The organism is Paraburkholderia sp. GAS33, assembly GCF_050436645.1.
Lineage (GTDB): Bacteria > Pseudomonadota > Gammaproteobacteria > Burkholderiales > Burkholderiaceae > Paraburkholderia > Paraburkholderia phenazinium_B.
Genome location: NZ_JBNDMP010000009.1, coordinates 179,613 through 200,341, shown reverse-complemented (window position 1 = coordinate 200,341; position 20,729 = coordinate 179,613). Strand labels below are relative to the sequence as shown.

Annotated in this window: 21 protein-coding genes; 10 read left to right on the top strand and 11 right to left on the bottom strand. The window is 62.9% G+C overall.

Going from position 1 to position 20,729, the window contains the following annotated elements; genetic code table 11:
* The first annotated feature begins 19 nt into the window (after positions 1–19).
* Complete coding sequence (locus tag P3T24_RS25930) at positions 20–901, top strand: EamA family transporter (protein WP_429439158.1); 882 nt, start codon at positions 20–22, stop codon at positions 899–901.
* A 43-nt stretch (positions 902–944) separates the two neighbouring features.
* Here the strand turns inward: P3T24_RS25930 and P3T24_RS25925 are convergent, their stop codons facing one another.
* Together P3T24_RS25925 and tsaE are read right to left on the bottom strand one after the other, a co-directional pair.
* Positions 945–2,498, bottom strand: coding sequence for an N-acetylmuramoyl-L-alanine amidase (locus P3T24_RS25925; protein ID WP_429439156.1), 1,554 nt, complete (start codon positions 2,496–2,498; stop codon positions 945–947).
* Positions 2,480–3,049 carry a tRNA (adenosine(37)-N6)-threonylcarbamoyltransferase complex ATPase subunit type 1 TsaE gene (tsaE, locus tag P3T24_RS25920; RefSeq protein WP_429439153.1) on the bottom strand — a complete coding sequence of 190 codons (570 nt, stop codon included), beginning with the start codon at positions 3,047–3,049 and terminating at the stop codon, positions 2,480–2,482. Before tsaE ends, P3T24_RS25925 begins: the two co-directional genes overlap by 19 nt.
* A gap of 17 nt (positions 3,050–3,066) precedes the next feature.
* Between tsaE and queG the strand changes: the two genes are divergently transcribed.
* From queG to xerD, 3 genes are all read left to right on the top strand, one after another.
* Positions 3,067–4,341 carry a tRNA epoxyqueuosine(34) reductase QueG gene (queG, locus tag P3T24_RS25915; RefSeq protein ID WP_429439150.1) on the top strand — a complete coding sequence of 425 codons (1,275 nt, stop codon included), beginning with the start codon at positions 3,067–3,069 and terminating at the stop codon, positions 4,339–4,341.
* Between the two features lie 82 nt (positions 4,342–4,423).
* Positions 4,424–4,900, top strand: a complete 477-nt coding sequence (locus P3T24_RS25910; protein WP_429439398.1) for a methylated-DNA--[protein]-cysteine S-methyltransferase — start codon at positions 4,424–4,426, stop codon at positions 4,898–4,900.
* Positions 4,897–5,841, top strand: a complete 945-nt coding sequence (gene xerD / locus P3T24_RS25905; protein WP_074263504.1) for a site-specific tyrosine recombinase XerD — start codon at positions 4,897–4,899, stop codon at positions 5,839–5,841. The genes P3T24_RS25910 and xerD overlap by 4 nt, the downstream gene beginning before the upstream one ends.
* 41 nt (positions 5,842–5,882) lie before the next feature.
* Here the strand turns inward: xerD and P3T24_RS25900 are convergent, their stop codons facing one another.
* The gene (locus tag P3T24_RS25900) at positions 5,883–7,445 is read right to left on the bottom strand and encodes a class I adenylate-forming enzyme family protein (RefSeq protein WP_429439147.1); all 1,563 of its coding nucleotides are present in this window, start codon (positions 7,443–7,445) and stop codon (positions 5,883–5,885) included.
* Between the two features lie 139 nt (positions 7,446–7,584).
* On the opposite strand from P3T24_RS25900, the gene ybaK reads away from it, so the two are divergent.
* Both ybaK and plsY read left to right on the top strand, forming a co-directional pair.
* Complete coding sequence (gene ybaK, locus P3T24_RS25895) at positions 7,585–8,076, top strand: Cys-tRNA(Pro) deacylase (RefSeq protein ID WP_429439145.1); 492 nt, start codon at positions 7,585–7,587, stop codon at positions 8,074–8,076.
* Between the two features lie 211 nt (positions 8,077–8,287).
* The gene (gene plsY / locus P3T24_RS25890) at positions 8,288–8,923 is read left to right on the top strand and encodes a glycerol-3-phosphate 1-O-acyltransferase PlsY (RefSeq protein WP_429409293.1); all 636 of its coding nucleotides are present in this window, start codon (positions 8,288–8,290) and stop codon (positions 8,921–8,923) included.
* A 180-nt stretch (positions 8,924–9,103) separates the two neighbouring features.
* Here the strand turns inward: plsY and P3T24_RS25885 are convergent, their stop codons facing one another.
* Positions 9,104–9,589 (bottom strand): YajQ family cyclic di-GMP-binding protein, encoded by a 486-nt coding sequence (locus P3T24_RS25885; RefSeq protein WP_074263507.1) that lies wholly within the window; start codon positions 9,587–9,589, stop codon positions 9,104–9,106.
* Between the two features lie 172 nt (positions 9,590–9,761).
* Between P3T24_RS25885 and murB the strand changes: the two genes are divergently transcribed.
* Positions 9,762–10,802, top strand: coding sequence for a UDP-N-acetylmuramate dehydrogenase (gene murB, locus P3T24_RS25880; RefSeq protein WP_429439142.1), 1,041 nt, complete (start codon positions 9,762–9,764; stop codon positions 10,800–10,802).
* Between the two features lie 191 nt (positions 10,803–10,993).
* Here murB and argF read toward each other — a convergent pair whose 3' ends face one another.
* On the bottom strand, positions 10,994–11,923 hold the full coding sequence (argF, locus tag P3T24_RS25875; protein ID WP_429439139.1) for an ornithine carbamoyltransferase: 930 nt from the start codon (positions 11,921–11,923) through the stop codon (positions 10,994–10,996).
* Between the two features lie 424 nt (positions 11,924–12,347).
* Between argF and P3T24_RS25870 the strand changes: the two genes are divergently transcribed.
* The gene (locus P3T24_RS25870) at positions 12,348–12,689 is read left to right on the top strand and encodes a DUF3579 domain-containing protein (protein WP_074263510.1); all 342 of its coding nucleotides are present in this window, start codon (positions 12,348–12,350) and stop codon (positions 12,687–12,689) included.
* Between the two features lie 272 nt (positions 12,690–12,961).
* Here P3T24_RS25870 and rpsT read toward each other — a convergent pair whose 3' ends face one another.
* Positions 12,962–13,240: a 30S ribosomal protein S20 gene (gene rpsT, locus P3T24_RS25865; protein ID WP_074263511.1), complete on the bottom strand. Its 279-nt coding sequence runs from the start codon at positions 13,238–13,240 to the stop codon at positions 12,962–12,964.
* 391 nt (positions 13,241–13,631) lie between these two features.
* On the opposite strand from rpsT, the gene murJ reads away from it, so the two are divergent.
* Both murJ and P3T24_RS25855 read left to right on the top strand, forming a co-directional pair.
* Positions 13,632–15,182, top strand: a complete 1,551-nt coding sequence (gene murJ / locus P3T24_RS25860) for a murein biosynthesis integral membrane protein MurJ (RefSeq protein WP_429439136.1) — start codon at positions 13,632–13,634, stop codon at positions 15,180–15,182.
* Entirely contained in the window at positions 15,179–16,030 is an 852-nt protein-coding gene (locus tag P3T24_RS25855) for a SirB1 family protein (RefSeq protein ID WP_074263513.1), read from the top strand. The genes murJ and P3T24_RS25855 overlap by 4 nt, the downstream gene beginning before the upstream one ends.
* A 77-nt stretch (positions 16,031–16,107) precedes the next feature.
* Here the strand turns inward: P3T24_RS25855 and P3T24_RS25850 are convergent, their stop codons facing one another.
* From P3T24_RS25850 to lpxK, 5 genes are all read right to left on the bottom strand, one after another.
* Positions 16,108–16,866 (bottom strand): 3-hydroxyacyl-CoA dehydrogenase, encoded by a 759-nt coding sequence (locus P3T24_RS25850; RefSeq protein WP_429286838.1) that lies wholly within the window; start codon positions 16,864–16,866, stop codon positions 16,108–16,110.
* 319 nt (positions 16,867–17,185) lie between these two features.
* Positions 17,186–17,851, bottom strand: a complete 666-nt coding sequence (adk, locus tag P3T24_RS25845) for an adenylate kinase (RefSeq protein ID WP_429439135.1) — start codon at positions 17,849–17,851, stop codon at positions 17,186–17,188.
* 217 nt (positions 17,852–18,068) lie between these two features.
* Positions 18,069–18,884, bottom strand: a complete 816-nt coding sequence (kdsB, locus tag P3T24_RS25840; protein ID WP_429409290.1) for a 3-deoxy-manno-octulosonate cytidylyltransferase — start codon at positions 18,882–18,884, stop codon at positions 18,069–18,071.
* Positions 18,885–19,036: 152 nt separating this feature from the next.
* Complete coding sequence (locus P3T24_RS25835; RefSeq protein ID WP_074263517.1) at positions 19,037–19,243, bottom strand: Trm112 family protein; 207 nt, start codon at positions 19,241–19,243, stop codon at positions 19,037–19,039.
* Positions 19,224–20,240: a tetraacyldisaccharide 4'-kinase gene (gene lpxK, locus P3T24_RS25830; RefSeq protein ID WP_429439132.1), complete on the bottom strand. Its 1,017-nt coding sequence runs from the start codon at positions 20,238–20,240 to the stop codon at positions 19,224–19,226. The genes P3T24_RS25835 and lpxK overlap by 20 nt, the downstream gene beginning before the upstream one ends.
* Between the last annotated feature and the right edge of the window lie 489 nt (positions 20,241–20,729).

The window sequence follows — 20,729 nt, the reverse complement described above, 5'->3', positions numbered from 1 at the left end:
AAAACCAAAGGAGACGGCCATGGCGCCGAAGGATTTGCTGCTGGCGCTAGTGGTGGTGATCGCGTGGGGCATTAACTTTGTCGTGATCAAAGTGGGCCTGCACGGCGTGCCGCCGATGTTGCTCGGCGCGCTGCGCTTCACGCTCGCCGCGGTTCCCGCCATATTTTTCGTCAGGCGCCCGCAGATGCCGTGGCGCTGGCTGCTTGCCTACGGCGCGACCATCTCGTTCGGCCAGTTTGCGTTTCTCTTTTCCGCCATGTACGTCGGCATGCCCGCCGGGCTGGCGTCGTTGGTGCTTCAGGCGCAGGCCTTCTTCACGCTGATCTTCGCCGGGCTGTTTCTGCATGAGCGCTTTCGCGTGCCGAACGTCATCGGGCTGGCGATCGCTTCCGGCGGACTTGCTGTGATCGGCATGCAGGGCGGTCACGCTATGACGCTCGCCGGCTTCGTGCTCACGTTGTGTGCGGCCGGGTCGTGGGCGCTGGGCAACATCGTCACCAAGAAGGTCGGCAAGGTCGACCTCGTAGGGCTGGTGGTCTGGGGCAGCCTGATTCCGCCGCTGCCGTTTCTCGCGCTTTCCTACGCCTTCGAAGGTCCGCAGCGGATCGCCGCTGCGCTGTCGGGTATCGGCGCGACCTCGATCTTTGCCGTGGTGTATCTCGCCTTTATTGCGACGCTGTTGGGATACGGTTTGTGGAGCCGACTGCTCTCACGCTATCCAGCGAGCCAGGTGGCGCCGTTTTCGCTGCTGGTGCCGATTGTGGGTCTGGCATCCGCCTCGGTGTTTCTGGACGAGCATTTGACGACGCCGCAGATTGCCGGCGCCGCTCTCGTGATGGTGGGTCTTGTGGTGAATGTGTTCGGCGGCTGGTTCGTGCGGCGCTTCGCGCCGGCACGTTAGTTCGCGCGGTTAAAAACCGCGATGGCAGACCGCCTCAAACGCCTCAAGTCATGCGGTTTTTCGCCAGCGGAGGATTCGCCGCGAAATACCGCTTGATGCCCTTCATGATGGCCGTAGCCATCTGATCGCGATAGGCGTCGTCGTTCAGGCGCTTCTCTTCGTCCGGGTTGCTGATGAAGGCGGTCTCGACGAGGATCGAGGGAATGTCCGGCGCCTTCAGCACGGCAAACCCGGCCTGTTCGACGGAACCCTTGTGCAGCTTGTTGATATCGCCGATCTCGTTCAGCACGAAGTTGCCATAGCGCATCGAATCGCGGATCTGCGCTGTGGTCGACATATCGAACAACGCGCGATTGACCGCTGCGTCATCCGATTTGATGTTGATCCCGCCGATCTGATCCGACGAGTTTTCCTTGTCCGCCATCCAGCGCGCCGCGGCGCTCGATGCACCGTGCTCGGATAGCGCGAACACCGACGAGCCGCGTGCTTCCGGCGTGGTGAACGCGTCTGCGTGAATCGACACGAACAGATCCGCGCCGACGCGCCGCGCTTTCTGCACGCGCACGTTGAGCGGCACGAAGAAGTCGTCGTCGCGGGTCATCATCGAGCGCATGTTGGGCTGCGCATCGATCTTCGCGCGTAGCTTCTTCGCGACGTCGAGTGCGATGTGCTTTTCATATGTGCCCGCGCTGCCGATCGCGCCCGGATCTTCACCGCCATGTCCCGGATCGATCGCCACGGTCAACAGACGCACCGTGTTGTTCTTGCCTGACTTCGGCGTGGTGAAGGCGTAGGTGTCGTCGGGGCTGTTGCCGCTGTTGTTGCCGGCAAGCGCGCCAGGTGGCGTGAGCGGCTTGCCGGGCAACGGCGCTTGCGCCAGGGTGTGCGGTGCGGGCACCGGAACGGGAGCTGGCGTCGTGTGAGCCAGCGGATGAGGCACATCCGGCGCGTGGTCGTCGTTCTGCGCGTAGCGGTCGAAGAACGCCTCGCTGTTGTCCGCGGTGGGCGGCGTCGTGCCGGGGCCGCTCAAGGTGGTCGGCGGCGCGGCATTTTCATCGAGGCGTTGCTGCTTGCGCTCGCTTTGCGCGAGCAGGTCCATCATCGGATCCGGCGCGACGGCCGGATACAGGTCAAACACCAGCCGGTATTTATAGGAGCCGACCGGCGGCAACGTGAACACCTGCGGCTTCACCGAACCCTTCAGATCGAACACCATCCGCACCACATGTGGCAGATATTGCCCGACGCGCACAGCCTGAATCTGCGGATCGTTCGGTGTGATCTTCGAAACCAGATCCTTGAGTTCCTGGTCGAGATCGAGGCCGTTCAGATCCACCACCAGCCGGTCCGGGGTCTGCAGCAATTGCTGGGTGTTCTGCAGCGGCTGATCGGATTCGATCGTCACGCGCGTGTAGTCGCGGGCCGGCCAGACCCGCACGCCGAGCACCGAACTCGCCCACGCGAGGCGCGGCGCGACGAGACCGAGCACGAGCGTCGAGGCGCCGGCGCGCAGAATCTGCCGGCGCCGCCAGTTATGCGAGGCGGTGGCGGCGGATTCGATCGAGCGAAATGGCTTGATTAACATCTTTCTAGACATGCTTTTCCTGATTCGCTGTACGCCCGGGCAACCAGCAGCCGGCCGTCGCCGTCGACATCGAGCGAGAAAACAAGATCCGGCACGCCTAGCAGGCCGCCCGCGCGTTGCGGCCATTCGACGAGGCAAACCGCACCGCTGTCGAAGTACTCGCGAAAGCCGGCGTCGGCCCATTCAGCCGGATCGGTGAATCGATACAGATCGAAGTGATAGAGCTCAAGTTCCCCATCGGGTCTTTGAACTGCGTACGGTTCGACAAGCGTATAGGTGGGACTGCGCACGCGCCCGGTGTGACCGAGGCCGCGCAAAGTAGCCCGCACGAGCGTGGTTTTGCCTGCGCCGAGGTCGCCGGTCAATTGCACCTGCAGACCCTGGAATCCGTCGACGCTCGCGTTGCTGTCATGCGCTTTCTGCGCGGCGCCGCGCACGCTCTCGATCGCCTCCGCGAAGCGCACGCCGAACGCACTGGTGGCTGCTTCGTCCGCGAGCGCGAAGTGGCGCTCGAGCAGGACTGCAGCGGGTAGTTGGATCGCGAGATCGGCGTTGTCGGGCATTCTCGTAAAATGGCGTGATGAACCGAAGTCCGGAGTCCCCCGTTTCCTGCACGCCTGCGTCCGATGACGATGCGCGCGCCACGCGTCAGCTGGATGAAGCGGCGCTGGCGGCGCTTGCCCTGCGCATCAAGGCGTGGGGCCGCGAACTAGGTTTCGGGGCGATCGGTATCAGCGACACCGATCTCTCCGCTGCCGAGGCGGGTCTTGCCGCATGGCTTGAAGAGGGCTGCCACGGCGAGATGGATTATATGGCTAAACATGGGATGAAACGCGCGCGGCCCGCAGAGCTTGTGGCCCATACGCGACGCGTGATCAGCGCGCGGATGGCTTATTTGCCGGGGGATTCGCTGTCTCGCGGGCGTCCTCATTCGCCTGATCAGTCCGAGGTTGGAAAGCTCGCCGAAAGCGCGCCCACCGAACTCACTGAAGCGCGTAACTGGCGTGCTGACGAGTTTGCGCGGATAAACGACCCGTCCGCCGCGGTAGTGTCGATCTACGCGCGGGGCCGTGATTATCACAAGGTTATGCGCAACCGGCTGCAGCGGCTTGCCGACAGGATCGAAGCCGAAATCGGCGCCTACGGTTACCGGGTGTTTACCGATTCCGCCCCGGTTCTCGAGATCGAACTCGCGCAGAAAGCGGGCATTGGCTGGCGCGGCAAGCACACGCTGTTGCTGCAGCGCGACGCCGGATCGCTGTTTTTCCTCGGCGAAATCTACGTGGATGTGCCGCTGCCGACCGATGCGCAGTCGACACCCGAGAGCGCCCCCGAAACGCCGGGTGCGCATTGCGGCAGTTGTACGCGCTGTATCGACGCGTGCCCAACCGGTGCGATTGTGGCGCCTTACAAGGTCGATGCGCGGCTTTGCATCTCCTATCTGACCATCGAACTGAAAGGCAGTATTCCACGGGAACTGCGGCCGTTGATCGGCAATCGGGTGTACGGCTGTGACGATTGCCAGCTCGTCTGTCCGTGGAACAAGTTTGCCCAGGCGGCGCCGGTTGCCGATTTCGATGCGCGGCACGGCCTCGATCGTGCGACGCTGGTCGAACTGTTCGCGTGGAGCACCGACGACTTCGATACGCGCATGCAGGGCAGCGCGATTCGTCGCATCGGCTACGAGGCGTGGCTGCGCAATCTGGCGGTCGGTATGGGTAATGCGTTGCGCGCCGATCCGGCGAGCCTGGCAGTCGACGCGCGGGCGGCGATCGTGGATGCCTTGCGTCAGCGTATGGATGATCCTTCGGCGCTGGTGCGCGAGCATGTCGAATGGGCGCTTGAAGCCGCCTGAGCTGGCGGCGTACAGTAGCGGAAATCTGGCGCGGCAGCGGGCCGCGTCCAGAGTGGTTCAGGAAATTTCAGGCCAATACATCATGTTCAACGCAGTGATCGACGCGCCGTTCGGCAAAGTCGGCATTCGTCTCGACGCCGAAGCCGACTCGGTGCGCGAGATCGCCTATTTGCCGGATCCGGTGCAGAACGTCGCGCCTGATACACCGCTCGCCACAGAAGTTGTGCGGCAGATCGAGCGCTATCTGGAGAACCCTGCGGCGGCCTTCGACCTGCCGCTGGCTGCAATCGGCACCGACTTTCAGCGACGCGTGTGGGCGGGGATCAACGCGATTCCGCCGGGCGTGGTGCTGACCTATGGGCAACTTGCCAAAGAGCTGGGCAGCGTGCCGCGCGCGGTCGGTCAGGCATGCGGCTCGAACTATTTTCCACTGGTGATTCCGTGTCACCGCGTGGTGGCGTCGAGCGGCATCGGCGGCTTTGCGCATCACGCGGACGATGACTTTTTTCGCAAGGTCAAGCGCTGGCTGCTGGCGCATGAAGGTGTGTCCTACGCATGAGTGAACCGATTATTGCCGACGCTCCCGACACGCCCGCTCCGTCACCGTTGTTCGTGACGAGCAATGCCTCGATTGACGCCTTCTGTGACGCGCTATGGCTCGAACATGGCCTGTCGCGCAACACGCTCGACGCCTACCGGCGCGATCTGCGCCTCTTCTGCGAATGGCTTGCGCAAAGCCGCAATGCTTCGCTCGATACGGCCAGCGAAGCGGACCTCACCGCCTATAGCGTCGTGCGGCAGAAGGACAAGTCCACTTCGTCGAACCGGCGACTGTCGGTGTTCCGGCGCTACTACGCATGGGCTGTGCGCGAGCATCGCGCCAAGGTCGACCCGACGCTGCGCATCCGCTCGGCCAAACAGCCGGCGCGTTTTCCCGCGACGCTGAGCGAGGCTCAGGTCGAAGCGCTGCTCGGCGCGCCGGATATCGCCACGCCGCTGGGCCTGCGCGATCGCACGATGCTCGAACTGATGTACGCAAGCGGCTTGCGCGTCACCGAACTCGTTACGCTGAAAACAGTGGAAGTGGGGCTCAACGAAGGCGTCGTGCGGGTGATGGGTAAGGGTTCGAAAGAACGCCTCATTCCGTTCGGCGAGGAGGCGCATGCATGGATCGAGCGCTATCTGCGCGAGGCGCGGCCGGCGTTGCTAGGTGCGCGTGCGACGGATGCGCTGTTCGTGACCAGCCGGGCCGAAGGCATGACGCGCCAGCAGTTCTGGAACATCATCAAGCGTCATGCGGCGGCAGCCGAGGTGCATGCGCCGCTCTCGCCGCACACCTTGCGGCATGCGTTCGCGACGCATTTGTTAAATCACGGCGCCGATCTGCGTGTCGTGCAACTGCTGCTTGGACATACCGATATCTCGACCACGCAGATTTACACGCATGTGGCGCGTGAGCGCCTGAAGTCGCTGCATGCGGCGCATCATCCACGGGGATGAGGGTGGACGAGCCCGTGTGCCTTGCGCGTGCGCGCTGGCGCTTAAACCAGATCGCGCAGGCGGTGCTTCAGGATCTTGCCGGTTGACGCGGCCGGCAGCGCAGCGAGCGGACGTACTTCGGCGGAACGTTTGTACGGGGCGAGCCGCTCGCTGCACCATGCGATCAACTCTTCCGGCGTTACCTTCGCGCCGGCCTTCAGTTCGACAAAGGCGACCACTTCTTCGTTGCCTTCTACCGCGCGTCCTACCACCGCCGATTGCATGACCTCCGGGTGCGCGTTCAGCACGTGCTCAACTTCAGCCGGATATACGTTGAAGCCCGAACGGATAATCAACTCCTTGCTGCGTCCCACGATATGCAGCGCACCGTCGACATCCTGGCGCGCGAGATCGCCAGTCTTGAGCCAACCCTCCGCGGTGATTGTGGCGGCGGTCTGTTCGGGATTGCGGTAATAGCCAAGCATGATGTTTGGCCCGCGCACCCATAATTCGCCGATCTCTCCTTGCGCGAGCTCCTCGCCATCGAGCGAGACGAAGCGCACCTCGATGCCGGGAATCGCGGGTCCTACCGAGCAATCGCTGCGCGGTGCGTCGAGCGTGGTCTGCGCGACGGTGGGGCTGCTCTCCGTCATGCCATAACCGTTGTGCAACGTGATGCCATACACGCTTTCAACGTGTGCCTTGAGCGACGCGTCGAGCGGTGAGCCCCCCGAATAAGCGAAGCGCAGACGCGGCGCGGACCACGCATGGCCGTGCCTCTGCAGATGTTCCAGCAGCTTGGCGTGCATCGCGGGGACACCCTGGAAGATCGACACACGTTCTTCGGCGAGTGCCCGGCGCACCGCTTCGGGCGCGAAACGCGGCACAAGCCGCAGGGTGGCGCCGGCATACAGGCTGCCGAGGCATACCGAAGCGAAACCGTAGACATGCGAGATCGGCAGGACGGCGTACACCACATCGTCGGGGCCGACGCGGCGCAGGCCGCTCGACATGGCCGCGATAAACAGCAGATTGCGGTGCGACAGCATCACGCCTTTGGGCGCGCCGGTGGTGCCTGTGGTGTAGATCAAGGCGGCGCATTGGCGCTCGCTGGCGCGTTCTACCGGCTCTGCCGTGACGGCGTTGTCGAGCGCAAAGGCCCATGCGCCGATAGCGGGCGCGAGCGCGGGCGCCGTCGCGGCGCCGTGACGTTGCGCATGCTGTGACGCGTCGGGCGAGCTTTCGACAGCGTAGGCCACGAGCCGCGGCTGGGCGTGCGCGCGGATTGCGTCGAGTTCGGCGGCGGACAGGCGCGCATTCGACACGAGCGCCCACGCGTCGAGCTGGGCGGTAGCGAACAGCAGCACCACCTGCGCGATGCTGTTTTCCGCGACAATCATTACCCGGTCGCCGCCGCGTACGCCCCATTCGCGCAGCAGCGCCGCGGTAGCGTTCACGGCTTCCAGCAGTTGCATGTTCGTCAGACTTCGCGCGTCTTCGATCAGCGCGACATGCTGCGGATCGCGTGCGGCAGCCAGCGCCGGAATTTGCGCAATGCGCTGCGGCAAGGCGGCGAGCAAGTCGGGCACATGGATGGTGCTACGTGCAGGTGAGTCGAAGATCAACGCGGTCTCCTTGAAACGATAGGGCCTCGGCAGGCGTTGCGCCGGGTGATTTCCGAACGATCGTGCCACAGTCGCCAACGGCGCACAATTGGCCGTTCGGCCAATGGCGGTCGCGCAAGGCCGCCATTACAATGCGCCGATGAGCAAATCCAGACACGTCTCCGAAACGCCCGCGACGCAGTTTCTGCGCCGTCACGACGTCGAATTCGGAGAGCACCCTTACGATTATGTCGAGCACGGCGGCACCGCGGAATCGGCGCGCCAGCTAGGCGTGGACGAGCATCAGGTCGTGAAGACGCTGGTAATGGAAGACGAGCACGCCAAGCCTTTGATCGTGCTGATGCACGGCGACCGTACCGTCTCCACCAAAAACCTCGCACGGCAGATCGGTGCGAAGCGCGTGGAACCGTGCAAGCCGGAAGTGGCGAACCGGCATTCCGGCTACCTGATCGGTGGTACGTCGCCGTTCGGTACGCGCAAGGCGATGCCCGTCTATGTGGAGTCGAGTATTCTCGAACTCGAGAAGGTCTGGCTGAACGGCGGCCGGCGCGGGTTTCTGGTGAGTATCGCACCCTCTGTGCTCACGCAGTTGCTAAAGGCGAAGCCGGTGCAATGCGCGAGCGTGGATTGAAGGCTGCCAACGCTGTCGCCGCCTGGTTGGCATCGACTGATGCCCCGAAGCAGGCTTGGGTTGCGCCGACGGTTTCGGGAATACCCTCTGCAAAAGTGGCTGGCCGCGATGGCCCGGTTCGGTAGAATGTTCGCCGTTTCGTTCGTGCCGCGGGATGCGTGTTCTACCTGTCGCCCCTGTTGCGCTTTCCGATAACTATAAGAGTCCCCAGATGCAAAACCTGATCGTCGCTGTCGTTGCTTATCTGATCGGTTCGGTGTCGTTTGCCGTGATCGTGAGTTCCGTGATGGGACTGGCCGACCCGCGCTCGTACGGCTCGAAGAATCCCGGCGCCACCAACGTTCTGAGAAGCGGCAACAAGACGGCCGCGATCCTGACGCTGATTGGCGATGCGTTCAAGGGCTGGCTCGCCGTCTGGCTCGTCAGCCACTTCGGCGCGCGTTACGGACTCGACGATACGGCGATCGCGCTTGCCGCGATCGCCGTTTTCCTCGGCCACCTGTATCCGGTGTTTTTTCGCTTCAAGGGCGGCAAGGGCGTCGCGACAGCTGCGGGCGTTCTGCTGGCTATCAACCCCGTGCTAGGCATCGCCACGCTACTGACCTGGCTGATCGTCGCCTTCTTTACGCGCTATTCGTCACTAGCGGCGCTCGCGGCCGCGGTGTTCGCGCCGCTTTTCGACGGCTTCCTGTTCGGCGCGAACATCATTGCGCTGTCCATCGTCGTGATGAGTTCGCTGCTCATCTGGCGTCATCGCGGCAATATCGCGAAGCTGATGGCGGGGCAGGAAAGCCGCATCGGCGACAAGAAGAAGGCCGAGGCCCAGGCGGCGGCGAAGCGGCACTGATCGGATGCGACACTGAAGCAGTGGCGCCGCGGCGCCCACGGCGGTCTCGCAGGCGTTGCGTGACGGAAAAACCAGGCACGACATCAGGCCGGACACGCAACCTGCGTGCGCAGGCATGAGCAGGCATGAGCAGCATGATCGCCACCGGCGTCACCGCCACTTCCGCGCAATCTGAACGCCTTAATCGCGGAAGTTGTTGAAGTCGAGCGGCGTGTCCGTGACATCCTTGCGCAGCAGCGCAATCACACTCTGCAGGTCGTCGCGCTTGGTGCCGTTCACGCGCACCGCATCGCCCTGAATGCTTGCCTGGACCTTGATCTTGCTGTCTTTCACGAGCCTGACGATCTTCTTCGCCAGATCGCCCGACACGCCTTTCTTGACGGTGACGACCTGCTTGACCTTGTCGCCACCGATTTTCTCGATCTTGCCGTACTCGAGGAAGCGCACGTCGACGTTGCGCTTGGCCATTTTCGACACCATCACGTCCTTGACCTGACCCAGCTTGAAGTCGTCGTCGGCATAGAGCGTCAACTCGTGCTCCTTGTGTTCGACGCGCGCGTCCGACCCCTTGAAGTCGAAGCGGGTGGAAATTTCCTTGTTGGACTGCTCGATCGCGTTCTTGACTTCGATCATGTTGGCTTCGCACACGACGTCAAACGATGGCATTGCTCTCTCCAATAGTGCTGCGATACACGGCGCCGCCGGACGGCTGCGCACGATGCACTCGCTATAATCACGAACCGGACGTCATTTTACCGACGCCTTTCTCTTTTGCCCAAGGCCGCTGCGCAATACCGCCTGACTTGCGGCACACGGCCCTCACATTCCGATGTCCCTGATGTCCCAGTCCGACTCCACTGTTTTCCTCGCCGGGTACCCGCTCAAGGCCCACAACACCTTTGGCTTCGATGTCCGCGCGCGGTTCGCGTGCCGCATCGAACGTGAGGACCAATTGCTCGCGGCGGTGCGTGACCCGCGTGCAGCCGACCTGCCTCGGCTGGTGCTGGGTGGCGGCAGCAACGTCGTGCTGACCGGCGACTTCGAGGGCCTCGTGCTGCTGGTGGCATTACGCGGTCGCCGTCTCGTGCGTGAGGACGACGAAGCGTGGTACGTCGAAGCGGCCGCTGGCGAAAACTGGCACGACTTCGTGTCCTGGACCCTTGCACAGGAGAAGCCTGGCCTCGAAAACCTCGCACTGATTCCGGGGACGGTGGGGGCCGCGCCGATCCAGAACATCGGCGCCTATGGACTCGAAATGTGCGAGCGCTTCGAATCGCTGCGCGCCGTGGAACTGGCGACCGGCGAAGCGCGCGAGTTCGACGCAGCGGCTTGCCGGTTCGGCTATCGCGACAGTTTCTTCAAGCGAGAAGGGCGTGACCGCTTTGTGATCACGTCGGTTACGTTTCGCTTGCCGAAAGCGTGGGTGCCACGCGCGAGCTATGCGGACATCGCCCGCGAACTGGCCGCCGAGGGTCATGGTGACACATCGCCGAGCGCGCAGGCAATTTTCGACGCCGTCGTGGCCGTGCGCCGCGCGAAATTGCCCGACCCATCGCAACTCGGCAATGCCGGCAGCTTCTTCAAGAATCCTGTGATCGACGCAGTGCAGTTCGAGGCGTTGCAGCGCCGCGAGCCGGAGGTAGTTTCGTACCGGCAGGCGGATGGTGCGGTGAAGCTTGCGGCGGGGTGGCTGATCGATCAGTGCGGCTGGAAAGGGCGCGCGATGGGCGCGGCCGCTGTGCACGAACGTCAGGCACTCGTGCTGGTGAATCGGGGTGGGGCAAGCGGCGCAGAGGTGCTTGCGCTGGCGCAGGCGATTCAACGGGATGTGCGTGAACGGTTTGGAGTGGAGCTGGAGGCCGAGCCGGTTTGTCTATAGGACGCGGTGCAGCGGAGTTTTGAGTTCTGCACGCGCAATAAAAAAGGTGCCGTGAGTGAGCCGGGCACCTTTTGCTGGCTGCTAACGCAGGATTTGGTTCGTTTAACCGCGCCGCAGACACGCACAAGCACGGCGCGTACGTGGATGCCCGCCTCGTATTCGGGCCCCGTCGCGCTTCGCGCAGACGCCGCTCAGTGATTCAGCTTGCCGAGCAGCAAAAATTCCATCAACGCCTTTTGGACATGCAGGCGGTTTTCCGCTTCGTCCCATACGACGCTTTGCGGTCCGTCGATCACCTCTGCGCTCACTTCCTCGCCACGATGGGCCGGCAGGCAGTGCATGAAGAGTGCATCTGCGTTGGCGCGCGCCATCATCTCGGCGTCCACGCACCAGTCGGCAAACGCAGCCTTGCGCGCTTCGTTCTCCGCCTCGAAGCCCATGCTGGTCCAGACGTCGGTGGTGACCAGATGGGCGCCGGCGCAGGCCTCGTTCGGATCGTCAAACTCTTCGACAAACGGTGCGCTCTCAGGCGCCACCATGGCGCGGTCGAGCTTGTAACCCGGCGGCGTGGACAGTCGCAGCTTGAAGCCGAGAATCTGCGCCGCCTCGATCCAGGTGTACAGCATGTTGTTCGCATCGCCGACCCAGGCGACCGTTTTGCCGCGAATCGGGCCGCGATGTTCGAAATACGTGAAGATGTCAGCCAGCACCTGGCACGGGTGATATTCGTTGGTCAGGCCGTTGATGACCGGCACACGCGAATTGTCGGCAAAGCGCTTCAGGATGTCCTGGCCGAAGGTGCGGATCATGATGATGTCGACCATGCGCGAGATGACCTGCGCAGCGTCTTCGATCGGCTCGCCGCGGCCCAGTTGCGTGTCCCGCGTGCTCATGAATACCGCATGGCCGCCTAGCTGGAAGATGCCCGCTTCGAACGAGAGGCGCGTGCGTGTCGAGTTTTTCTCGAAGATCATCGCCAGCGTGCGGTCGTGCAGCGGGTGGTAGGTCTCGTAGTTCTTGAACTTGTTCTTCAGGATGCGGGCGCGTTCAAGCACGTACTCGTAGTCTTCCAGCGAGAAATCCTTGAACTGCAGGTAGTGGCGAATTTTCTTGGCGGTCATAAAACAAATACGGCGGTCTCACCCGGCGAAATTGCCAGACGCTGCCGCCGTTGTTTGTGGTAACTCTATGCAGCATAAAGGATTCTGGCGCGTTTGACGAGCTAGCCGGAAGGCCAGGCCGTCATTCCTAACCGGGCTCGCGAGTCTTAAGACGCGTGCTTGTGTGCAGTGCGGAAGAAGGTCCGCTACGCTATAATCTCGGGGTTTCCCAAAAAGCCCAGCAAGCAGGCTACATGCTTGCGGGACACGGCTCGCGCGCCCGGAAGGCTTTCCTCGCGGTGCGCCGTCATGACGATTGCCGAGGTGGCCCTGGCCGGCACTGCGGCGCCCAGCGGCATGGTTCGCGGGGTCGTGTACGACGTGTTCATGCAGCCGCAGCCACATTCGCTGGCATTGTGCTGGGCAGTCACTCAGGTATTCCTACATGGCCGAAGAAGCTCCAACCGAATATTTCATTCAGGGCATCACGTCGAACGGAAAGAAGTTTCGGCCGAGTGACTGGTCGGAGCGGCTCGCCGGGGTGATGTCCATGTTCGGGCCGGGCACGAAAAGGGGGCCGAATGCCTACATGCAGTACTCGCTGTACGTCCGCCCCACGATCATCGACGACCTGAAATGCGTCATCCTCGACTCGCGGTTGCGCGACATCGAACCCATGGCCTTCGATTTCGTCATGAACTTCGCGAAGGACAATGACCTGCTGGTCACCGAGGCCTGCGAACTGCCGCCGGAACACGGTACTCAACAGGCGTTGAAGGCGAAGTAAGGCGGCTGTAGGCGCCCGAATGGGCTAAGACGGCTGATCCATTCAGGCGAGGATCGAGCCAGGGCAGTGAGGCGAAAGGAAACGATGGAAACCCAACCCGCGAAGGCGGGTTTTTTTGCGCCTGTAGCAAACAGTAGCGTCAAATGAGTACCGTGCGCGCAGAGACCGGGCAGACGAGATAAAGCCCAAAACCAAACAAAAAAGCCCGCCTAGGCGGGCTCTCATGACGCAGCGGAAACAGGAGGTAGCCCGCCGGAGCGGGCTGACCGGATTTACTGCGCTGCGGGCGCTTGCAGACCCTTGATGGCTGCAGCGAGGCGGCTCTTATGGCGAGCTGCCTTGTTCTTGTGAACGATTTTCTTGTCGGCGATGATGTCGATCGTCTTCGTCGACGCCAGGAAGATCTCAGCGGCCTTAGCCTTGTCGCCGGCGTCGATCGCCTTGCGAACAGCCTTGATTGCCGTGCGGAACTTCGAGCGCAGGGCCGAGTTATGCGAGTTTGCCTTCGCGGCCTGACGGGCGCGCTTGCGTGCTTGTGCGGAGTTAGCCATGACGGTTCCTTATCCTGTTCCTGTTTCCAGTACCTGACCTTCAAGTGGCCGGGCGCTGCTTTAGCTCGAACCCTTGGAAGCGATTGCCCAAGAGCGCAAAAAATGTCGAAATTGGTAATTCAACTACGCGAAATCTGGCTCGTTCCAACAGACATCGAGAGGGCATCTGAATGCCGTCCGAAAATTGAGCGAGCGTCGAAACCGGCGATTATAGCAACAAAAACAGGCACGTGGCAAACGAAAATGGGCGATCTGACGCCCGGGCGCTCCTGCTGACGCTCTCCGGTTCCCGGCCCGCTTTGCGCGAAATCGAACGTCTGCGGCGTAAATCGGTCCGATTCGCGTCAAGGCTCCTCGTCCGCACCTGCGGCACCCGTATAATAAGCGCCCCATGAATCTATTCCGAGCCCTGCTGACGGTCAGCGGCTTCACGCTGCTGTCGCGCGTGACCGGCCTGGCCCGCGAAACGTTGATCGCCCGCGCGTTCGGCGCCAGCCAGTTTACCGACGCGTTCTACGTCGCCTTCCGCATTCCCAACCTGCTGCGCCGGATTTCCGCCGAGGGTGCCTTTTCGCAGGCGTTCGTGCCGATTCTCGCCGAGTTCAAGAATCAGCAGGGACACGACGCGACCAAGGCGCTCGTCGACGCAACCTCCACCGTCCTTGCCTGGGCGCTGGCGATTCTCTCGCTCCTCGGCGTGCTGGGCGCCTCCGGCGTGGTGTTCGTGGTGGCGTCCGGCCTCGCGCACGATGGTCAGGCGTATCCGCTCGCCGTCACGATGACGCGCATCATGTTTCCGTACATCGTGTTCATCTCGTTGACGTCGCTGGCCTCGGGCGTCCTGAATACTTACAAGAACTTTTCGCTGCCGGCCTTTGCACCGGTGCTGCTGAACGTGGCGTTCATCGTCGCGGCCGTGTTCGTCGCGCCGCATATGAAAACGCCGGTCTACGCGCTCGCGTGGGCCGTGATCGTCGGCGGCGTGCTGCAGTTTCTGGTGCAGTTGCCCGGTCTCAAGAAGATCGACATGGTGCCGAAGATCGGCTGGAACCCGGTTCGTTCGCTCGCGCATCGCGGCGTCAAGCGCGTGCTCTCGAAGATGGTGCCCGCCATGTTCGCGGTCTCGGTGGCGCAGATCAGCCTGATCATCAACACGAATATTGCGTCGCGGATCGGGCCCGGAGCGGTGTCGTGGATCAACTACGCCGACCGGCTGATGGAGTTTCCCACCGCGCTACTGGGCGTTGCGCTCGGCACGATCTTGCTGCCGAGTCTATCCAAGGCGCACGTCGATGCCGACCCGCACGAGTACTCGTCTCTGCTCGACTGGGGCCTGCGTGTGACTTTCCTGCTCGCCGCGCCGAGCGCGATCGCGCTGTTTTTCTTTGCCGAGCCGCTCACCGCTACGCTGTTTCACTACGGTAAATTCGACGCCCGCTCGGTGGTGATGGTGGGCCGGGCGCTGGCCGCCTATGGTGTCGGCCTGATTGGGCTGATCCTGATCAAGATCCTCGCGCCGGGCTTCTACGCGAAGCAGGACATCAAGACGCCGGTGAAGATCGGGGTCGGCGTGCTGGTCGTCACGCAGTTGAGCAATTTCGTCTTCGTCCCGATCTTCGCTCATGCGGGTTTGACCCTTAGCGTCGGGCTTGGCGCTTGCGTGAACGCGCTGTTGCTGTTCATCGGCTTGCGCCGGCGCGGTATCTATATGCCGTCGGGTGGCTGGCTGGTTTTCTTCGTGCAGATGATCGGGGCATGCCTCGTGCTCGCGGGCGTCATGCACTGGTTTTCCATCAGCTTCGACTGGATCGGCCTACATGCCCAGCCGCTTGCCCGTATCGTGTTGCTGGCGGCGTGCCTGGTTCTGTTTGCTGCGCTATATTTCGGTATGCTTTGGCTGATGGGCTTCAAATACGCGTATTTCAGAAGGCGAGTGAAGTGATCACGACGACGCGGGTTCTCGACTATTTCAGCACGCTGGTCGCCGAAGACGACAGTCTGCCCCTGACCGAGGCAGCACTCTCGCTTGCACAGGACGCTTATCCCGATCTCGATCTGCAAGGCGCACTCGCCGAGATCGACGAACTGGTGGTGCGCCTGCAGCGCCGCATGCCAGCCGACGCTGACATCAAGCAGAAGGTCGGCATCCTGAATCGCTTTTTCTTCCGCGAGCTGGGTTTCGGCAACAACCTCAACGATTTCCTTGACCCCGACAACAGCCATCTGAACGTGGTGTTGAAACGGCGCCGCGGCATTCCGATTTCGCTTGCCGTGCTGTATCTGGAGATGGCCGAGCAGATTGGTGTTCCGGTGCGCGGTGTGGCGTTTCCCGGTCATTTCCTGTTGCGCGTGACCACGCCCGATGGTGACGTGATGCTCGATCCGACCACCGGGCACTCGCTCTCCGAGTCGGAGATGGTCGAGATGCTGGAGCCCTATGTGGCGTCGGCCGGCGAGTCGGTCAGCCGTGCTTTGCGCATGCTGCTGCAGCCGGCCACCCGGCGCGAGATCATTGCACGCATGCTGCGCAATCTGAAGTCGACCTATCTTCAGACGGAACGCTGGCAGCGTCTGTTGGGCGTGCAACAGCGGCTGGTGATTCTGCTCCCTGAGAGCATCGAGGAAGTGCGTGATCGCGGCTTCGCTTATGCGCGGCTCGACTATCTGCGACCGGCGCTCGAAGATCTGGAGCGCTACCTGGGCGACCGCCCCGACGCGGACGATGCGACGGTGGTCGAGTCGCAGTTGCATGAGTTGCGCCAGCGTACGCAGCATAACGACCGGGACTGAGATTCGCCGGCGCGCGCGCCATACGCCGCGGTCGTCGCGGCATATGGCGGCATATGACGGGCGGCGAACCGCTCCCGCTACTTCGGCTGCATCCGGATGGCTCCATCGAGGCGGATCACTTCGCCGTTGAGCATCGGGTTATCGAAGATCTGTTTGGCCAGCATTGCGTATTCCGCCGGCTTGCCGAGACGCGGCGGGAACGGCACCATCGCGCCGAGCGCGTCCTGCACTTCCTGCGGCATTCCGAGCAGCATCGGCGTTTCGAAGATGCCCGGTGCAATCGTCATCACGCGGATCGCGTTGCGCGACAGGTCGCGTGCGATCGGCAGCGTCATCCCCACCACACCGCTCTTCGATGCCGCATACGCGGCCTGGCCGATCTGGCCATCGAACGCCGCCACCGACGCCGTGTTGATGATCACCCCGCGCTCGCCATTCGCATTCGGCTCGTTCTTCGCCATCGCCGCGGCGGCAAGGCGAATCATGTTGAAGGTGCCGATCAGGTTGATCGAGATCGTTCGCGTGAACGAGTCGAGCGGATGCGGGCCGTCCTTGCCGACGGTCTTGATGGCCGGCGCGACACCCGCGCAATTGACCAGGCCGCGCAGCGTGCCGAGTTTCGTCGCGGCATCGACTGCTTGCGTAGCGTCGTCTTCGCGGCTGACATCGCACTTCACGAACACGCCGCCCAGTTCCTGTGCGAGGGCCGTGCCCGCATCCTGATTGAGGTCGGCAACGACGATCTTGCCGCCCTCTGCGGCGAACAGGCGCGCAGTGGCGGCGCCGAGACCCGATGCACCGCCGGTGATCAGGAATACATTGTCACGAATCTCCATGTCTGCTCCTTTGCTTCAGTTCAGTAATCGTCACGATCGAATATCTTTTCGATGGTCGATTGTAACGGCTGTGCTGCAGCGCGGAAAGAAAAAGGGCGGGTGGTTGCACCGGAGTGGTGCTTGAACGTGGCCGGAAATTTGATCGGGATAACTGAGCAAATTGACTGCGTGGATGACGCTCGGCGAAAGCCACGCGTAAAGCGAAGTGTGAATAAAAAACCCGCCCATGTGGGCGGGTTTTAGCGAAGCGAATCTGACGTATTGTGAGAGGGCAAAAAATCCAAAGTCCCGCGCGTCTCACCACCTCACTTCATCGAATTCACTTCAACGCATCGAACACACGCGTGCGGATTTCGTCGACGGTGCCCAGGCCGGAAATAGCCCGGTACTGCGGCGCCTTCAAACTGCTCGACGCGTCACCGTTTTTGGCCCACGTGGTGTAGTACTCGATCAGCGGCTTGGTCTGCGCAACATACACTTCCAGACGCTTCTTGACCGTTTCTTCCTTGTCGTCGTCGCGCTGGATCAGCGGTTCACCCGTGACGTCGTCGACGTTCTCGACCTTCGGCGGGTTGAACTTGACGTGATACGTACGTCCCGAAGCAGCGTGCACGCGACGGCCGCTCATCCGCACGATGATCTCGTCGAACGGCACGTCGATTTCCAGTACGTAGTCGATGGCGACGCCGGCCTGCTTCATGGCTTCCGCTTGCGGCAGCGTGCGCGGAAAACCGTCGAACAGATAACCGTTGGCGCAATCCGCTTCCTTCAGACGCTCTTTGACGAGATTGATGATCAGCTCGTCCGACACCAGTTCGCCTGCATCCATAGAACGCTTGGCTTCAATGCCGAGCGGCGAGCCAGCCTTGACGGCCGCACGCAACATATCGCCGGTGGAAATTTGCGGAATGCCGAATTTTTCCTTGATGAACGTTGCCTGAGTGCCCTTACCCGCTCCGGGAGCACCCAAAAGGATCAAACGCATGTGATATCTCCAGATCTATGTGAATTCTTGGGTGGCGCTACGCTTAAGGCATCCGCGCATTGGACTCAGGGGGCCCGCTTCGAAGTGACCGCAGTGCGCCTCGCGCTGCACGTCGTGAACGACGGCGCTGCAAGGGGGACGGCGGGACGACCGGGCAAACCCTGGCCAACGATCATTGCAGATGGTGCGCACAGCCGTTTGATTATGCCATGGGTTTTTACGCCGACGGACCGAATAACGACCTTACGCGAGCGAGGTCCGCAGGGGTATCGACACCCGGCAGCGGTGCTTCGCCGGTGACGAGCACGGCGATCCGCTCGCCATGCCACATGGCACGCAGTTGCTCGAGCGCCTCGGCCTGTTCGATTGGCGAGAGGGTGAGCGTTGGGTACGAGCGCAGAAACTTTGCACGGTACGCGTACAACCCGATATGCCGGTAGACCGTGGCAGGCGCGGGCGGCGTGGGCATCGCGGCGACGTCCGGCCAGTGCGGCTGATACGCGTCGCGCGCCCAGGGAATCGGCGCGCGCGAGAAGTACAGCGCAACGCCGCGCGCGTCCAGCACGACCTTGACGACGTTCGGGTTGAAGATTTCGGCCGGGTCGGTAATCGGGTGTGCCGCGGTCGCGATGGCACAACCGTGGCTCGCAGCGAGGTGCGACGCAACGCCGCACACCAGTGCGGGATCGATCAGCGGTTCGTCGCCCTGCACGTTGACGACGATCGTGTCGTCGCTCCAGCCGTAATGCGCCGCGACTTCGGCAAGACGGTCGGTGCCCGACGGATGATCGGCACGCGTCAGCATGGCTTCGATGCCGTGTTCGCGTGCGACGTCGAGGACCGACTGCGCATCCGATGCGATCAGCACGTGCTGCGCGCCCGAGGCCAGCGCCCGCTCCGCAACGCGCACGACCATCGGCTTGCCGCCGATGTCGGCGAGGGGCTTGTTGGGCAGACGGGTCGAGGCGAGCCGCGCCGGTACGACGGCAATGAACGGCGGGGCGGCAGGGACGGTGGACGTGGGTTGAGTCATGGGAAACGCGGCGGCAAAACCGGAACAAGGCGCCGAACAGGGGGCCAAAGAAGGCGCCGAAGAGGACGCGGAACGGGACGCGCCCCAGCTAGGGCGCGCGCAGAAAAAACAACGAAGCGGAACGAACGGCTCTGCCCATCAGGACTACGGCATCAGGCTCCAGGCGCAGGATGCAAAGGCTCGACCGGGGTGCCTTCGACGGTTTGACGCGCTTCGTCCACCAGCATCACGGGAATGCCGTCGCGGATCGGATACGCCAGCTTGTCTGCGTTGCAGATGAGCTCCTGCGCCGGACGATCGTAGCTGAGCGGGCCCTTGCAGATCGGGCAGACGAGAATTTCAAGCAGGCGAGCGTCCACGGACTTTCTCCACAACTAATTCAATGAGGCGATGATCGAGCGCAGCTTCAACGGGGACGACCCAGATGCGCGCATCGTGCCAGGCCCCCAATTTTACCGCATCCTTTTCAGTGATCAGGATCGCATCTGCGTCGACATCGGCGAACGGATTGCTGCTGAACGCATAGTGGTCCGGTAACGCACGGGTCTGGGGCTTCACGCCCGCGGCACGCAAGGTCGCGAAAAAGCGCTCCGGCGCGCCGATGCCGGCCGCGGCCAGCACGCGATCGCCGCTGAACTGCGCAAGCGGCCTGCGCAGCGCCGGGTTGCCGAGATGCCACGCGTCAGCCGGCGTGAGCGAGAGCGCGAAGGTGTTGGGCCAGGGTGGCAGCGTGCGTTCGTACGGACTGTTGATCAGCGTGGCGTCGCGGCGGCGCGACAGCGGCTCGCGCAACGGCCCGGCCGGCAGCAGGAAGCCGTTGCCGCCGAGCCGATGGTCGAACACCACGAGTTCGGCGTCGCGGGCGAGGCGGTAGTGCTGCAGACCGTCGTCGCTGACGATCACGTCGACCTCGGGATGCGCGGTGCATAGCGCTTGCGCCGCCGCCACCCGGTCGGGACAGACCCAGACCGGCGCGCCGGTGCGGCGCGCGATCAGCAAAGGCTCGTCGCCGGCATCCTGCGGCGCTGAAGTGGCTGTGACGGGCGTAGGCCGGTTGACCCGCGCGCCATAGCCGCGCGACACGACGCCGGGCTGGAAGCCGGCGACGCGCAGCGCTTCGACGAGCGCAATCACCGTGGGCGTCTTGCCGGTCCCGCCGACCGTCACATTGCCCACCACTACGACTGGCACGCCGACGCGTACCGCCTTTAGCCAGCCGAGCGCAAAGGCCGCACGACGTGCCGCGGCGATCGCGCCGAACATGCAGGCGAACGGCAGCATGGCCCACGCAAGCGGGCCGCGCTGTTGCCACTCGCGCGCAAGACGCGTTTCGAGTTGGTGCTTGACCTCGCTCATGAGGCCAACGCCGGTGTGCGCAGCAATCGCAACTGCGGCACCGGTTCAGGTGACGCGATACACGGGACAGGTATCAACGCGTTTCTCCGGGCGGGACGATCAGGACAGGGCATGGCGAGCGCTGCATAAGCGGCGTGTCGCTCATGATGCCCTTAAAACCCGGCACTCTAGCGCGCGAGCGTCGTGCGCCGCAAGTCGCCAGCGTGACACGCGGCCGCCCGATAGACGCGGGACCGGTCTTTTCAGCCTGTGGATAACTTTGTGGAGAACTCGCCTCCGGCGGGGCTGGGAGGGCCATTCGGCGCGGGTCCTGTCGGCGTGCATCGGTATATATGAGATAGAAATGCTTTATAAATCAAAAGGTTAAATCGGCATTACGGGCCTCTGCACGCATTCTTACAAGGCCTTTCACGCTCCTCCCGACATGTGGACACTTTTAACAATTCGTACAACGCGCTGGACGTGATTGGCTGCTCGGTCTATCGTCTG